At 63.3% G+C, this 13909-nt stretch carries 16 protein-coding genes; 7 read left to right on the top strand and 9 right to left on the bottom strand.

Annotation, left to right across the window (positions count from 1 at the left end):
• Nucleotides 1–13 precede the first annotated feature (13 nt).
• Nucleotides 14–637, top strand: a complete 624-nt coding sequence (locus MHY87_RS08920) for a glutathione S-transferase family protein (protein ID WP_239351136.1) — start codon at nt 14–16, stop codon at nt 635–637.
• A gap of 135 nt (nt 638–772) precedes the next feature.
• Here MHY87_RS08920 and MHY87_RS08915 read toward each other — a convergent pair whose 3' ends face one another.
• The 9 genes from MHY87_RS08915 to ubiE form a co-directional block, all read right to left on the bottom strand.
• Entirely contained in the window at nt 773–937 is a 165-nt protein-coding gene (locus tag MHY87_RS08915) for a hypothetical protein (protein WP_239351134.1), read from the bottom strand.
• A 34-nt stretch (nt 938–971) separates the two neighbouring features.
• A complete protein-coding gene (locus tag MHY87_RS08910) occupies nt 972–1193 on the bottom strand; it encodes a hypothetical protein (RefSeq protein ID WP_239351133.1) in 222 nt (73 codons plus the stop codon).
• 9 nt (nt 1194–1202) lie between these two features.
• Nucleotides 1203–1553 carry a hypothetical protein gene (locus MHY87_RS08905; RefSeq protein ID WP_239351132.1) on the bottom strand — a complete coding sequence of 117 codons (351 nt, stop codon included), beginning with the start codon at nt 1551–1553 and terminating at the stop codon, nt 1203–1205.
• Nucleotides 1554–1691: 138 nt separating this feature from the next.
• Nucleotides 1692–2666, bottom strand: a complete 975-nt coding sequence (gene cysK / locus MHY87_RS08900; protein ID WP_239351131.1) for a cysteine synthase A — start codon at nt 2664–2666, stop codon at nt 1692–1694.
• 74 nt (nt 2667–2740) lie between these two features.
• Complete coding sequence (locus MHY87_RS08895; protein WP_239351130.1) at nt 2741–3190, bottom strand: Rrf2 family transcriptional regulator; 450 nt, start codon at nt 3188–3190, stop codon at nt 2741–2743.
• A gap of 9 nt (nt 3191–3199) precedes the next feature.
• A complete protein-coding gene (gene dut / locus MHY87_RS08890) occupies nt 3200–3655 on the bottom strand; it encodes a dUTP diphosphatase (RefSeq protein WP_239351129.1) in 456 nt (151 codons plus the stop codon).
• Nucleotides 3652–4866, bottom strand: coding sequence for a bifunctional phosphopantothenoylcysteine decarboxylase/phosphopantothenate--cysteine ligase CoaBC (coaBC, locus tag MHY87_RS08885; RefSeq protein ID WP_239351128.1), 1215 nt, complete (start codon nt 4864–4866; stop codon nt 3652–3654). The genes dut and coaBC overlap by 4 nt, the downstream gene beginning before the upstream one ends.
• Nucleotides 4863–6437, bottom strand: a complete 1575-nt coding sequence (gene ubiB, locus MHY87_RS08880; protein WP_239351127.1) for a 2-polyprenylphenol 6-hydroxylase — start codon at nt 6435–6437, stop codon at nt 4863–4865. Before ubiB ends, coaBC begins: the two co-directional genes overlap by 4 nt.
• 2 nt (nt 6438–6439) lie before the next feature.
• Complete coding sequence (gene ubiE / locus MHY87_RS08875) at nt 6440–7189, bottom strand: bifunctional demethylmenaquinone methyltransferase/2-methoxy-6-polyprenyl-1,4-benzoquinol methylase UbiE (RefSeq protein ID WP_239351125.1); 750 nt, start codon at nt 7187–7189, stop codon at nt 6440–6442.
• A 96-nt stretch (nt 7190–7285) separates the two neighbouring features.
• Here ubiE and mutM point away from each other — a divergent pair, with 96 nt between their 5' ends.
• The 6 genes from mutM to dnaA all read left to right on the top strand — a co-directional run bounded on the left by mutM (nt 7286) and on the right by dnaA (nt 13890).
• Entirely contained in the window at nt 7286–8182 is an 897-nt protein-coding gene (mutM, locus tag MHY87_RS08870; RefSeq protein WP_239351123.1) for a bifunctional DNA-formamidopyrimidine glycosylase/DNA-(apurinic or apyrimidinic site) lyase, read from the top strand.
• A gap of 146 nt (nt 8183–8328) precedes the next feature.
• On the top strand, nt 8329–9126 hold the full coding sequence (locus MHY87_RS08865; protein ID WP_239351121.1) for a DUF2189 domain-containing protein: 798 nt from the start codon (nt 8329–8331) through the stop codon (nt 9124–9126).
• 191 nt (nt 9127–9317) lie between these two features.
• Entirely contained in the window at nt 9318–10091 is a 774-nt protein-coding gene (locus MHY87_RS08860; RefSeq protein ID WP_239351119.1) for an enoyl-CoA hydratase, read from the top strand.
• Nucleotide 10092: 1 nt separating this feature from the next.
• Nucleotides 10093–10908, top strand: a complete 816-nt coding sequence (locus tag MHY87_RS08855) for a TSUP family transporter (RefSeq protein ID WP_239351117.1) — start codon at nt 10093–10095, stop codon at nt 10906–10908.
• Nucleotides 10909–11074: 166 nt separating this feature from the next.
• Nucleotides 11075–11341, top strand: a complete 267-nt coding sequence (gene rpsT / locus MHY87_RS08850) for a 30S ribosomal protein S20 (protein WP_239351115.1) — start codon at nt 11075–11077, stop codon at nt 11339–11341.
• Between the two features lie 1100 nt (nt 11342–12441).
• Nucleotides 12442–13890 (top strand): chromosomal replication initiator protein DnaA, encoded by a 1449-nt coding sequence (gene dnaA, locus MHY87_RS08845; RefSeq protein ID WP_239351509.1) that lies wholly within the window; start codon nt 12442–12444, stop codon nt 13888–13890.
• Nucleotides 13891–13909: the final 19 nt, after the last annotated feature.

Genomic DNA, 13909 nt, shown 5'->3' with positions numbered 1-13909 from the left:
ATGGAAATTCACCATGCTGAAGATCTACGGCCAGCCGAAATCCATCAACGTTCGCAAGGTTCTCTGGACCTGCACGGAACTCGGCCTGCCCTTCGAGCGCATCGATTGGGGTGGCGAGACCCGTCCCGTCACCGACCCCGAGTTTCAAAAGCTCAATCCCGTCGGCATGATCCCGGTGCTGGAAGACGCGGGCCAGATCTTCTGGGAATCGAACAGCATCGTTCGCTATCTCGCGGCCCGCGAAGGCCGTCATGATTTATTGCCCGACACGCCCGCCGAGCGCGCGCAGGTCGAGAAGTGGATGGACTGGCAGGTCTCAGACTTCAACAACACCTGGCGCTACGCATTCATGGGACTCGTACGCAAGCACCCGAACTTTCAGGACGAGAAGCAGATCGCGGAATCCTGGAACAGGTTCTGCTCTGCCGTTGGCATCGTCGCGCAGGAGCTGACGCGTACGGGCGCTTACATCGCCGGTGCGCAATTCACCTGCGCCGATATCGTCATTGGCCTGTCGATTCATCGCTGGAAGAGCATTCCGCTGGAGCGGCCCAACCTGCCGGAGATCGAGCGCTATTACGAGCGCCTTTGCGAGCGTGAGGGTTTTCGGTTGTATGGACGTGATGGTGGCGTGTGATGGAGACTGCGCTTTCCTTCAAACGTCGTCATCCCGGGGCTGCGGAGCAGAACCCGGGATCGCAAGGCAAGAATAGCGCTTTATCCTGAAACGATCCCGGATCTTCGCTGCGCTTCGTCCGGGATGACGCTTGAATCAACCTTCAGCCTTGCTGCTCTGCCCCTTCTTCGCGCCTTCACCCATCGGATTGGTGGAGTCTTGACCCGAAGCGTTCGGATTTTCACGGCCCTGCGCAGTCAGACGCGGCGCGTCGATGTCCTTGTCGGTCGCCTGATTGGATTTCTTACCGGAAGACTTCATCGCGTTTCCTTTTATATCCTGTCATCGATGCGGCTCAGCCGCTGGATGAATCCGCGTCGCCGCCCTGCTTGTTGTCGGGAAGCGTGCCCGCACCGGGCGTGGAATCGGGGTTCGTCAGTTTGGGATCCGCATGCGGGCCAGCCGGATGCATGCCGGAAGGCGCAGGCTTGTCGTTCGCCGGTTTCTTGGGATCGGATTTCTTGGGATCGGAGCGCTTCGTATCGTCGGTGTGATTGCCGTAGCCTGCATTGCCCATGATGCTCTCCTAGCCTTTGTCCTTGCCGTTGACGGCGGTGGCGCGCTCGATGGCTTCTTGCGTCGCGTCCTTGTCCTTCGGCGAGAGACTGGCATCGCTCAGGTGTTTCGTCGTCTCTGGCGTCTCGGCGGCAGTCAGTTCGGAATGGTCTTCGTCACGGTTGCCGGCACCGCCCATCGATTGCCGATAGGCGTAAGCCTCGCCTCCCGCCTCATCCCACACCTTGCGCAAGGTGGCGTTACCTTCGGGCCCGCCGTCGCGGTTCGGGTCGACGGGGCTGTCAACTCCTCCGCGCTGCTCGTTGCGGATCTGATCCGCGGATTGCTCTTTCAATGAATGCGGCGCTTTGCGCTCAGCCATGATGAACTCCTGAAACATCATCGAATATGTGTCTCAGGAGAACCCGACGATGTCGGGTAAGTTCTTGCCAAGCTTCGAGGCCTTCAAACAAAAAGGGCGGCTCGAAAGCCGCCCTTGCAACATCGATCTTAAAGACTCTCAGAGCCCTTCGAAAAGGGCCGTCGAGAGATAACGCTCGGCGAAGGACGGCGCGACGGTGACGATGCGCTTGCCCTTGAACTCGGGACGAGAAGCGATCTCAAGCGCTGCTGCCACGTTCGCGCCCGTGGAGATGCCGCCCGGAATGCCTTCGAGCTTCGCGAGCTTGCGCGCCGTGTCGAACGCGGTCTGGTTGCCGATGGTCACGATACCGTCGATCTGCGAGCGGTCGAGCACGTCCGGCACGAAGCCTGCGCCGATGCCCTGGATCTTGTGCGGGCCGGGCTGACCGCCGGAGAGCACCGGAGAATCCTCCGGCTCCACGGCGAAGACCTTCATGTTCGGCAGACGCGGCTTGATGACCTGCGCCACGCCCGTGATCGTGCCGCCGGTGCCGACGCCCGCCACGAAAGCATCGAAATGACCGTCGGTGTCGTTCCAGATTTCCTCAGCCGTCGTCTTGCGGTGGATCTCGGGGTTGGCCGGGTTCTGGAACTGCTGCGGAATGACAGAATTCGGAATTTCCTTCAGCAGTTCTTCAGCGCGGGCAATCGCACCCTTCATGCCTTGGGGGCCGGGAGTCAGCTCGAGTTCCGCGCCGAGGAAGGCCAGCATCTTGCGGCGCTCGAGAGACATGGTCTCGGGCATGACAAGGATCAGGCGATAGCCCCGTGCGGCGGCCACGAAGGCGAGCGCAATGCCCGTGTTGCCGGAGGTGGGCTCGATCAGCGTGGTGCCGGGCTTGATCTGGCCCGCCGCTTCCATGGCATCGACCATGTTGACGCCGATGCGGTCCTTTACGCTGGAGATCGGGTTGAAGAATTCAAGCTTGAGGAGGATCTCCGCCTCGATCCCGAGTTCCTTCGGCAGCCGGTTGAGGCGCACGAGCGGGGTGTTGCCGATGGTTTCCGTAATCGAGCCGTAGATACGGCCGCGGCCGGGCTTGGTGCCCGAGGCTTTGAGGGTGTCAGCCATAAGATCCTCCATGAGAATGGAAGGACCTTAATCCTTTTCGCAACGACTGTCGATAATTGATAAAATTTACAAATTTAAATCGTGAAATCGACAGGTTTGGTCGATCCCATGACGGCTTCGTCCTGAGCCCGATTGCACAAATCCTCCACCGTCACCTTGTCGAGCTCGGCCAGAAAGGCCTCTGTACCCTTCGCGACCAAAGGAGCGACCACCGCCTCGGCAAGGCGCGATTCCGGCACAGGCGCGTTCGTCTCGTCGTCCTGCGCTGCCATGGCGATGCGCACGATGTCGCCTGCCGTGATGCGCCGCCGCTCGCGGGCCAATTCATAGCCGCCGCGCGGGCCGCGTACGCCCTTGAGAATACCCTGCCGCACCAGTGCCTGCAGCACGGGCTCGAGATAGCGCGGGGGAAGATTGTGCCGGGCGGCGAGCGCCTTCGCCGAGACCGGCATGGGGCGTGCGTGAAGGGCAATATCCGTGACGGCGGAAATGGCGAGAAGCGAACGGCGAGAGAGAAAATTCATCGCGTGCCCTCAGCTCATCCCCGTCGATCCGAACCCGCCTGCCGCGCGCGACGTATCGTTGACGGCACCGACCTCTACAAGCTCGACCGTGGTCACGGGCGCGACGATCATCTGCGCGATGCGCATGCCGCGCGTGATGGTGAAAGGCTCCGCTCCGAGATTGACGAGCAGCACCTGCACCTCGCCGCGATAATCCGCATCGATGGTGCCCGGCGCATTGAGCACCGTCACGCCATTCTTGAAGGCCAAGCCGGAGCGAGGCCGCACCTGGGCCTCGTAACCCTGCTCCAGCTGGATGATAAGGCCGGTCGGAACGAGCTTGCGCTCCATGGGCGCCAACACAACCGGCGTATCCCCCGGATTGGCGGCAATCAGATCCATGCCCGCAGCGCCCGCCGTTTCATAGCGCGGCAACGGCAGATCCGCGCCGTGGGACAAGCGCTGAACGCGCAGCAAGTGGCTCATGGTTTCACGCCTCCGATCAAAGCGCCCACATGCGCGATCAGCTTTTCGGCCACTTCCGATTTCGAGAGCGTCGGCCAGGTCTCGACACCCGATTTCGTCACGAGATGCACCGTATTGCTCTCGCCGCCCATCACGCCGGTCGCAGGCGACACGTCGTTGGCGACGATGAGATCGCAACCCTTCTTCGCGAGCTTCTGCTTCGCGTGCTCGATCACGTTCTCCGTCTCGGCGGCAAAGCCAACCATGAGCGCCGGTCGATTCTTCGTGAGCTGAGACACGGTCGCGAGAATGTCGGGGTTCTCGGTGAGAGACAGGTTCGGCAACGCGCCGTCCTTCTTCTTGATCTTCTGCTCGCCCGCATTGACTACCCGCCAATCGGCGACGGCGGCGGCGAAGATGCCGATATCGGCGGGCAACGCGCCTTGCACGGCCTCCAGCATCTCGCGCGCGCTTTCAACCCGCACAACCGCGACGCCCTTCGGATCGGGCAGATCGACGGGGCCGGAGATCAGCGTCACGCGCGCGCCTGCCGCGGCAGCCGCTTTCGCGATGGCATGGCCCTGCTTGCCGGAGGAACGGTTGGCGATGTAACGCACCGGATCGATGGGCTCGTGCGTCGGGCCCGACGTCACGATCACATGCTTGCCGGCCAATACACCGGACGGCGCGAGCAGGCGCTCGACCTCGGCTGCGATCTCCAGCGGCTCCGCCATGCGGCCAGGGCCGAACTCGGCTTCCGCCATCGCGCCGTCATTGGGGCCGATGGTGTGAACACCGTCGGCCTGAAGCGCCTTCAGATTGCGCTGCGTTGCCGGATGCAGCCACATGCGCACGTTCATGGCGGGCGCGATCAGGATAGGGAGCATGGTGGCAAGAAGCACCGTGGAGGCGAGATCGTCCGCATGGCCGCCTGCCATCTTCGCCATGAGGTTGGCGGTAGCGGGTGCCACGACCACGAGATCGGCGTCTCGCGCGAGCTTGATATGGCCGATATCCGCCTCGTCCTCACGGTCGAAGAGATCGGTATGGGCGCGTTGACCCGTGAGAGCGGACGCAGCAAGCGGCGTGATGAATTGCTGCGCGCCGTTGGTGAGAACGCAGCGCACGGACGCGCCGCGCTCGCGCAGGCGCCGGATCAGGTCGAGGGATTTATAGGCCGCGATCCCGCCGCCGATGACGAGGAGGATGCGTTTGCCGGAAAGCGCCGTCATGCAAAACCTCTCACCAGCATGATCATCAGCGAGACGGCGATAATCCACAAGGCCGCCACGCCCCAGCGGTTGCCCCGCGCCTCGGCACGGCCAATGGCGGCGACGCTCTCCTGGTTGAGGGAAACGCCTCGCGCCGTCACCTCTTCCATCTGGTTAAGCACCCGCTCGGCGCGAAGGGCCAGTTCCGGCAGGTCGCCGATCACGCCGGCAAGAGTCCACAAGCCACGGCCCGCCTGCTCGACGCGGCCGAGGGGTCCGAGATTGCGCTCGATCCATTCTCGTACCACCGGGTCGGAGGTGGTCCACATGTCGAGCTTCGGATCGAGATTGCGGGCCACGCCCTCCACGACGACCATGGTCTTCTGCAGCATCACGAGTTCGGTGCGCGTCGCCATGTCGAAGAGCGATGTGATCTCGAAGAGCAGCGTGAGCAGCTTCGCCATGGAGATCTCGTCCGCGCGGCGGTCGTGGATCGGCTCGCCGATGGCGCGGATGGCCTGCGCGAAATCTTCCACCGAGTGATGCGGCGGAACATACCCCGCCTCGAAATGCACCTGCGCCACGCGCAGGTAATCGCGGCGGATGAAGCCGAGAAGGATCTCGGCGAGAAAACGCCGCTCCTTCATGCCGAGACGGCCCATGATGCCGAAATCGACCGCAACGAGGCGGCCTTCCGCATCGATGAACAGGTTGCCGGGATGCATGTCCGCGTGGAAATAGCCGTCGCGGATCGCGTGGCGCAGGAAGGACTGGATCACCGTGCGCCCCAGCGCCGCTCGGTCGAAGCCCGCGCGCTCGATGGCCTCGATATCGTTGAGGCGAATGCCGTCGATCCAGGTGGTGGTAAGCACGTCGCGGGCGGTCAGATCCCATTCCGGTTTCGGCACGCGAAAATCGGGGTCGTCCTTGGTGTTCTCGGCAAGCTCGGAGACGGCTGCCGCCTCAAGGCGCAGGTCCATCTCGACGGCGACGGAACGCGCGAGCGTTTCCACCACTTCCAGGGCTTTGAGACGCCGCGCATCGGGCACCATGCGCTCGAACAGGCGGGCTGCGGCGCGCATGGCCTGAAGATCGCGGGCAAAGCCCTCGCGCACGCCGGGGCGCACCACTTTGACGGCAACCGTCTCTTCGCCTTCGGGCGTGCGGATGCGTGCCTTGTGCACCTGCGCGATGGAGGCTGCCGCCAGCGGCTCGCTGAATTCGATGAAGAGATCGTCAATGGGACGGCCCAACGCCGCCTCGATGGTGGCCACCGCCTGCGCGCGCGGGAACGGAGGCATCCGGTCCTGAAGGCGCTCCAGATCGCGTGCAGCCGCAGCGCCGACGATGTCGGGGCGGGTTGCGAGAAATTGGCCGAACTTCACGTAAGAAGGACCAAGCCGCGTGAGCGCCTTCGAGAGACGCGCCGCGCCGTCCTCACTCTGTCGCCGCTCGATGACGCGCGCGATGCGCAAGCCCAGGCGTGCCGACGGCGGCAGGGCGCTCGGATCGAAGAGACCCAATGCGCCTTCGCGGGCGAGGATGAAACCGGCGCGCAGGTTTCGCGCGAGATGGACGATGCTGCCGATCACGCTTAGATTTTCCAGCCCGAGTGAATGGCGACCACGCCCGCGGAGAGCGGACGATAGGTGACACGCTTGAAGCCTGCCTCCTCGATCATGCGCGCGAACGCAGCGGGCGGCGGGAACTTGCGGATCGACTCCACGAGATACTGATAGGACTCCGCATCGCCCGTCACCATCTGGCCCATGCGCGGAATGACGTTGAAGGAATAAGCGTCGTAGATCTTGTCGATAAGCGGCACGTCCACCTTCGAGAATTCGAGGCAGAGGAAACGCCCGCCGGGCTTCAGCACCCGGTGCGCCTCGCGCAACGCCGCATCGATGCGCGGCACGTTGCGGATGCCGAAAGCGATGGTGTAGGCGTCATAGGTGCTGGATTCGAGCGGCAGCTCTTCCGCATTGGCCTCGACGAAATCGATGCGGTCGCCGTAGCGGTCGCCCGCGCGCTCGGCGCCGACCTTCAGCATCTCGCCGTTGATGTCGAGCACGGTCACCTTCGTCTGCGGCCCGCCCGCTTCGAGAATGCGGAAGGCGATGTCGCCCGTGCCGCCGGCCACGTCCAGATGGCGGAAAGGCCGGTCCTTTGGGGGGCGTAGGGTGGAGACGAAATCGCCCTTCCAGAGCCGGTGGAGGCCTGCGGACATGAGGTCGTTCATGAGGTCGTAGCGGCTCGCCACGGAGCGGAAGACCTCGTTCACGCGGTCCTGCTTCTCGCCCAGGGGCACGGACTGAAACCCGAAATGGGTGTTCTCGTCGGTCATACTCTATCACCCTCATGTCGCATCTTGACCGCGATCCATAGCGGAAGCGGGGGCTGATGGCTATGTAAGGAAGCTCAAGAACCAAAGAGATGGTTGATGCCTGAACTGCCCGAAGTCGAAACCGTGCGCCGGGGCCTGGAGCCCGCCATGGTGGGAGCCCGCTTCACCAAGGTGATGCAGCGCCGCCCCGACCTGCGCTTCCCGTTCCCCGAGAGGTTCACGGAGCGCCTGGAAGGCCAGGAGGTTAGGGCTCTGGGCCGCCGGGCCAAGTATCTGCTCGCCGATCTCTCCTCCGGCGAGGTGCTGATCATGCATCTCGGCATGTCCGGGCGTTTCCTGGTGACCAAGGGAGGCGAGACCCGGATGCCGGGGGAGTTTCACCACGAGCACGGGGGCCTGGGTGCCCATGACCACGTGGTCTTCCAGCTCTCCAACGGAGCGAGCGTCACCTATAACGACGCCCGCCGCTTCGGCTTCATGGATCTGGTGTCCCGCTCGGAGATCGAGACCTGCAGGCATTTCGCAGACATGGGCATCGAGCCCCTAGGCAACGAACTATCGGGCGAGACCATCGCCGCCCTGTTTTCGGGCAAGCGTACGCCGTTGAAGGCCGCCCTCCTCGACCAGCGCCTGATCGCGGGCCTCGGCAACATCTATGTGTGCGAGGCCCTGTTCCGCACCGGCCTGCACCCGGAGGCCGCGGCGGGATCGCTCGTCACCAAGGCGGGCAAGCCAACGGAGAAGGCGCATCAGCTCGCGGACGTGATCCGGGACGTGCTGTCGGAGGCCGTCACGGCGGGCGGTTCGACCTTGCGCGACCATGCGCAGGTCGACGGCTCGCTCGGCTATTTCCAGCATTCCTTCCGCGTCTACGACCGGGAGGGGGAGGCCTGCGTGACGCCCCAATGCACCGGAACGGTCTCGCGGCTCGTGCAATCCGGTCGCTCCACCTTCTATTGCCCAATCTGCCAGAAACGGGCACGTGCTCGATAAAGTGATCCGGCTATTTTCTTGGACCTCCTCGAAAAAACCTGAAAGGGCGACAAGTCTTTCCTTATGCAGGTTGCGACCTTCCCGTCGGCATCCTCTCGCATGACAGGCTCGCGACCGCTTGAACTCGAGGTTCAGGAGGGACCGCCATGGCCAGACTCGATGCCTTCTCTCACATTCAAAGAGACCCGGTTTCGGAGCATCTCACCATCCGCCGGATCGGCATGCACGATCTTACCGATGCCTTGAGGCAGGGCGCGGCGGATTTCTGGGCTGCTCCGACGCATATCTTCTTCATCTGCCTGATGTACCCGGTCCTCGGCGTGTTCTTTGCAGGCCTCGCCTTCGGCTACAACATGCTGCCGATCCTCTTCCCGCTCATGTCGGGCTTCGCGCTCATCGGCCCGCTCGCGGCCGTGGGCCTCTACGAGATCAGCCGCGAGCGCGAGCGCGGGCAGGACGTGTCCGTCAGCAGCGTCGCCAACGTCTTCCGCTCGCATTCCTTAAGCTCCATCGCGGCGCTCGGCGTCCTGCTGATGGTGATCTTCATCGCCTGGCTCCTCACGGCTCAGACGCTCTATCAATCCCTGTTCGGCTGGCACGCGCCCACCTCCTTGGGCGGCTTCCTCCATGAGGTGTTCACCACGCAGCATGGCTGGGCTCTCATCATCATGGGCAATGCACTGGGCTTCGTCTTCAGCGCCGTCGTGTTCGCCCTGAGCGTGATCTCCTTCCCGCTCCTGGTCGACCGGGACGTGGGCGCGATCCCCGCGATCCTCACCTCCTTCCGGGCGGTCGCCGCCAATCCCGGCCCGATGATCGTGTGGGCCTTCATCGTCGCCGCCATGCTCGCCATCGGCTTCATCCCGCTCTTCATCGGCCTCGCCGTCGTGCTGCCGATCCTGGGACACGCTACCTGGCACCTTTATCGCAAGGTGGTGGAGTGATCTGACCGAAAAGCGTCATCCCGGACGGCGTAGCCGATCCGGGATCGTGTGCAGAATAAAGCGCCATTCTCGTCATGCGATCCCGGGTTCTGCTCACGCAGCCCCGGGATGACGATAGGCGTAGGCACTTTGATCTTGCCGAGCCCCGCCGCCTCCCGTAACCCAGGGAAGAGAACAGCGGAGGTGGCGCCATGGCCTATGAAACGATCCTCATTGAAACGCGCGGCAAGGTGGGGCTCATCACCCTCAACCGGCCCCAGGCTCTCAACGCTCTCAATTCGCAGCTTCTGAACGAGGTGAACCTCGCCCTCGACGGCTTCGAGGCCGACCCGAAGATCGGCTGCATCGTGATCACCGGCTCCGAGAAGGCCTTCGCCGCCGGCGCCGACATCAAGGAAATGGCCTCGCTCGCCTATCCGCAGATCTACCTCGACAACCAGTTTTCCGGCTGGGAGAAGGTGGCGGGACGGCGCAAGCCCATGATCGCGGCGGTGGCGGGCTTTGCGCTGGGCGGCGGCTGCGAATTCGCCATGATGTGCGATTTCATCATCGCCGCAGACAATGCCAAGTTCGGCCAGCCCGAGATCAAGCTCGGCGTCATGCCCGGCATGGGCGGCACCCAGCGCCTCACCCGCCTCATCGGCAAGGCCAAGGCCATGGAGATGTGCCTCACGGGCCGCATGATGGGCGCGGAGGAGGCTGAGCGTTCGGGCCTTGCCGCCCGCGTGGTGCCGCTCGCCGATCTCATGGCGGAAGCCATGAAGACGGCGGACACCATCGCCTCCATGTCGCTGCCGATCGCCATGATGACCAAGGAAACCATCAACCGCGCCGACGAGATCTCCCTCTCCGAGGGCATCCGCTTCGAGCGGCGCGTGTTCCACGCCATGTTCGCCACCGCCGACCAGAAGGAAGGCATGGCCGCCTTCGTGGAGAAGCGCGCGGCGGAGTTCAAAGACCAGTAAATTGCCCGATATCGGTTTCGACATGATCGCGGCGCTCGCCGCGATCTCTTTTTTCGCAGGGTTCGTGGATTCCATCGCCGGAGGCGGCGGGCTGCTCACCGTGCCGGCTCTCCTGCTTGCGGGCCTCGGTCCTGCGGAGGCGATCGCCACCAACAAGGTCCAGGGCGCATTTGCTGCGGCTTCCGCCACCTATACCTTCGGGCGCCGGGAGCTGATCGAATGGCGCAAGGCCTGGGGCTTTGCCGCCATTGCCTTCGCCAGCGGCATCGTGGGCGCGCTCTGTGCGCGCTTTCTGCCGCCCACCGTGCTCCAGACCCTGATCCCGGTGCTGCTGATCGCGATTGCCGTCTATTTCGCCCTGTCGCGAAAGCTTAAAGATCAGGACGCTCATGCCCGCATGACCACCCTGACCTTCGGGCTCACCGCGCCCGTCGCGGTCGGTTTCTATGACGGCATCTTCGGGCCGGGCGCCGGCTCCTTCTATATGCTCGCCTTCGTGAGCCTGCTCGGCTACGGGGTGCTGCGGGCGACCGCCCATACCAAGCTCCTGAATCTCGCGAGCAACCTCGGCTCCCTCCTGCTCTATGCGGCAACCGGGGCCGTACTCTGGCCCCTGGGCCTCGTTATGGCGGGAGCCTCGTTCCTCGGTGCTCAGGTAGGCTCGCGGCTTGCCATGCGGCTGGGGGTCAAGCTTATCCGTCCGCTCCTGGTCCTGGTCTCGGCCGCGATGGCCCTCAGGCTCCTCCTGGACCCCGCCAATCCCTGGCGCCAGCTGCTCTCCTCAAGCGTCGAAAAAAGCCTCGCGGCGCTTTTTTGACGCGCAAAGGCTGACTCTCGTTGACGATCTGAAGGATCACGTCTATAAGCCGCCTCACACGAGCCCGCGCGTCCCGCGGGCTCTTCGGTTTCCATTCATCATCCGATTGCTGACAGGGCTCTAGCCGCTTCGTCGCGTCGGGATTTAAAAGAACGAGGCTTTGGCCATGGCCAATACCGTTTCCGCCAAGAAGATGACCCGCAAGATTGCGACGCGCACCGCAGTCAACAAGTCGCGTCGCAGCCGCATGCGGACCTTCGTGCGCAAGGTCGAGGAGGCTATCGCCTCCGGCAACCAGAACGAGGCTCTGGCCGCCCTCCGCGCCGCCGAGCCCGAGATGATGCGCGCTGCCCAGAAGGGCATCGTTCACAAGAACACCGCTTCCCGCAAGGTTTCGCGCCTCACCAGCCGCATCAAGGCTCTGAGCGCTTAATCTGCCTCCAGGCACTACAAGATCATCAAACCCGGCTTTGCGGCCGGGTTTTTTGTTGCCCGAAGCCATCGGCTTCCCGTGGCAGGAGGTGAGTTCCGGAGCCGGAACCTGCCAACCTCCACCCTTCGTGAGAGAGATGCCTCGCATCGCGCGCTTTATCGCGCAGGGCCGGGTTGCAAACCCGCCCGGAAAAAGCCGCCAGTGCGAACTGAAGACCTTCTTCTCTTCCCTGCCATCGAGCGATCCATAGGCGATGGAGATGGGGGCTGAAGCGGCCTTTCGATAGGCGGCTCTAGTACCTTGCTCACCCCCTCTCCAAAACAAGGGGAAATCCTTCATTTTGTAAGGAATCTTTGCTGCCTTTTTATCCACACAACAGCTTGACTTTAAGGTGCAAAGACGGGGTGGAATGGGCCGCAACAGAGATTCAAAACGCACATAAAATGCCAAGCTCTTTCAAGCGTTTAGCAGGCAAAGGTTCGCGAAGCTTCGGAATCACACTCCGATTCACGCCGAATCGATCCTGAATCAAGGTTGCGAGAAAAGCTTTTTTCGCGCGCTGAAACCGGCGCTGGCGACACTGTGAATCAGTTGAAGAGTCAGGACTTTATCGTCGCAGCCTGAAACCTGTGGACGGGTCTGTGGACCCCTTTTGGGGATTTGGGCGGGGCGCCTGTTGACTCGACCATGTTGCGCACCCCTCCCCCGCCTGTATATGGTCAACTTACTTCAACGGTTTGCCGTTAAGTCATCCACTCAAGTCACAAGCCATACAACAAAAAAACGGGGTTCGAGCTTTGTTTCAGCCTAACAAGAAGCAAGCGAAAGCGCGCCCCTTACCTAGGGGTAGACTTGATAGAGCTTGATGGGATGCAAAAGAGGCGACGTTTTCGGATCGTCTCACCTTAAAAACGGTTTGATAATCTTCTGTACAATTGGGGGCGCCACGTCTTGAACAACCTGTGAAGCAGGTCTGCTTTTCTTGTTCATGACGGGTCATGCGTGGGGGTTTCCGGCCATTTCCGGCGGAACCTCGTGGAGGGAATTTGATGTATCGCAGCGAGGACCACCGAGCCTTTGCCGCCGCCAACGAAAGCGGCATGGAGGCTTCCGGCGAACAAACGGCAGCGGATGTGTGGGCGCGGGTGAAGCGCCGCCTGCGGGCCGAGCTGGGCGAGGACATCTTCGCCAGCTGGTTCGGACGCCTGGAGGTGGACACGGTGGTGGATGGCTGCGCCTATCTGACGGTGCCGACCCGCTTCCTGAAAAGCTGGATCGAATCCCATTACGCCGACCGGGTTCTGTCGGTTTACCGTTCCGAGACCAAGGATGTGGAGCGCGTGTCGATCGGCGTGCGCAACAGTCTTGGCCGCGAGGCTTCCCCCCAGCGCCGTCCCAACGAAGCGCCCCGCCCGAACGCGGCCCCCATGCCCGCGACGACCCAGATCAGCGAGCCGAAGATGCCGTCCATGGCGCTCCCGGCTGAGGAGCGCAGCGAGAATTCCGACCTCGGCGGCGCGCCGCTCGATCCGCGCCTGACCTTCGAGAGCTTCATCGTCGGCCGTTCCAACGCGCTAGCGCATGCCGCCGCCGACCGCGTGGCGCACGCCCCGAACGGCCAGGTGATCTACAACCCGCTTTATCTCCATGCGGGCGTGGGCCTCGGCAAGACGCACCTTCTTCACGCCATCGGCCATGAGATGCGCGCGCAAGGCCGCCGCGTCATCTATCTCACCGCCGACCGTTTCATGTACGGCTTCGTGGCCTCGCTCAAAGCCCAGACTTCGCTTGCCTTCAAGGAGCGCCTGCGTGGCATCGACCTGCTCATCATCGACGACGTGCAGTTCATCCAGGGCAAGCAGATCCAGCAGGAATTCGGCCACACGCTCAACGCCCTCATCGATGCGGGCCGCCAGATCGTGATCGCTGCCGACCGTCCTCCGGCCGATCTCGAAAACCTCGACGAGCGCGTGCGCTCGCGTCTCGCCGGCGGCCTCGTGGTCGAGGTGACGGCGCTGGACGAGGCGCTGCGCACCTCGATCCTCTCCACCCGCATCGAGGCCCTGAAGACCATTCACCCGACCTTCGAGGTGGGGCCGAACGTGATCTCCTACGTGGCCCGCTCGATCACGGCGAATGGCCGCGATCTCGAAGGCGCGGTGAACCGTTTGCTGGCCCATGCCACGCTGACCGGCTCCGCCATCACGCTCGAGACCGCCGAGACCGCGATCCGCGACCTGGTGCGCAACCGCGAGCCCAAGCGCGTGAAGATCGAGGACATCCAGAAGCTGGTGGCCTCGCGCTACAACGTCTCCCGTTCGGACATCCTCTCCGAGCGCCGCACCGCCGCCGTGGTACGCCCGCGCCAGATCGCCATGTACCTGTCCAAGGTGCTCACCTTACGCTCCCTGCCGGAGATCGGCCGCCGCTTCGGCGGGCGCGATCACACCACCGTGCTCCATGCGGTGCGCAAGATCGAGAAGGCTCTGGGCGAGGATCATGCGCTGTCCGACGAGGTCGAGCTCCTCAAGCGGATGCTGCAGGAATAATCCCCTTATCCAGGTGGTG

Origin of the sequence: Microvirga sp. ACRRW (genome assembly GCF_022346925.1) — a bacterium.
Taxonomy (GTDB): domain Bacteria; phylum Pseudomonadota; class Alphaproteobacteria; order Rhizobiales; family Beijerinckiaceae; genus Microvirga.
The sequence above is the reverse complement of the archived record's forward strand: the minus strand, read 5'-3'. Positions and strand labels throughout refer to the sequence as shown.

Excerpts from the sequence above, each read along its gene's own strand:
- MHY87_RS08920 (WP_239351136.1), top strand. The coding sequence starts at position 14 with ATGCTGAAGATCTACGGCCAGCCGAAATCCATCAACGTTCGCAAGGTT.
- MHY87_RS08915 (WP_239351134.1), bottom strand. The coding sequence starts at position 937 with ATGAAGTCTTCCGGTAAGAAATCCAATCAGGCGACCGACAAGGACATC.
- MHY87_RS08910 (WP_239351133.1), bottom strand. The coding sequence starts at position 1,193 with ATGGGCAATGCAGGCTACGGCAATCACACCGACGATACGAAGCGCTCC.
- MHY87_RS08905 (WP_239351132.1), bottom strand. The coding sequence starts at position 1,553 with ATGGCTGAGCGCAAAGCGCCGCATTCATTGAAAGAGCAATCCGCGGAT.
- cysK (WP_239351131.1), bottom strand. The coding sequence starts at position 2,666 with ATGGCTGACACCCTCAAAGCCTCGGGCACCAAGCCCGGCCGCGGCCGT.
- MHY87_RS08895 (WP_239351130.1), bottom strand. The coding sequence starts at position 3,190 with ATGAATTTTCTCTCTCGCCGTTCGCTTCTCGCCATTTCCGCCGTCACG.
- dut (WP_239351129.1), bottom strand. The coding sequence starts at position 3,655 with ATGAGCCACTTGCTGCGCGTTCAGCGCTTGTCCCACGGCGCGGATCTG.
- coaBC (WP_239351128.1), bottom strand. The coding sequence starts at position 4,866 with ATGACGGCGCTTTCCGGCAAACGCATCCTCCTCGTCATCGGCGGCGGG.
- ubiE (WP_239351125.1), bottom strand. The coding sequence starts at position 7,189 with ATGACCGACGAGAACACCCATTTCGGGTTTCAGTCCGTGCCCCTGGGC.
- mutM (WP_239351123.1), top strand. The coding sequence starts at position 7,286 with ATGCCTGAACTGCCCGAAGTCGAAACCGTGCGCCGGGGCCTGGAGCCC.
- MHY87_RS08865 (WP_239351121.1), top strand. The coding sequence starts at position 8,329 with ATGGCCAGACTCGATGCCTTCTCTCACATTCAAAGAGACCCGGTTTCG.
- MHY87_RS08860 (WP_239351119.1), top strand. The coding sequence starts at position 9,318 with ATGGCCTATGAAACGATCCTCATTGAAACGCGCGGCAAGGTGGGGCTC.
- rpsT (WP_239351115.1), top strand. The coding sequence starts at position 11,075 with ATGGCCAATACCGTTTCCGCCAAGAAGATGACCCGCAAGATTGCGACG.
- dnaA (WP_239351509.1), top strand. The coding sequence starts at position 12,442 with ATGGAGGCTTCCGGCGAACAAACGGCAGCGGATGTGTGGGCGCGGGTG.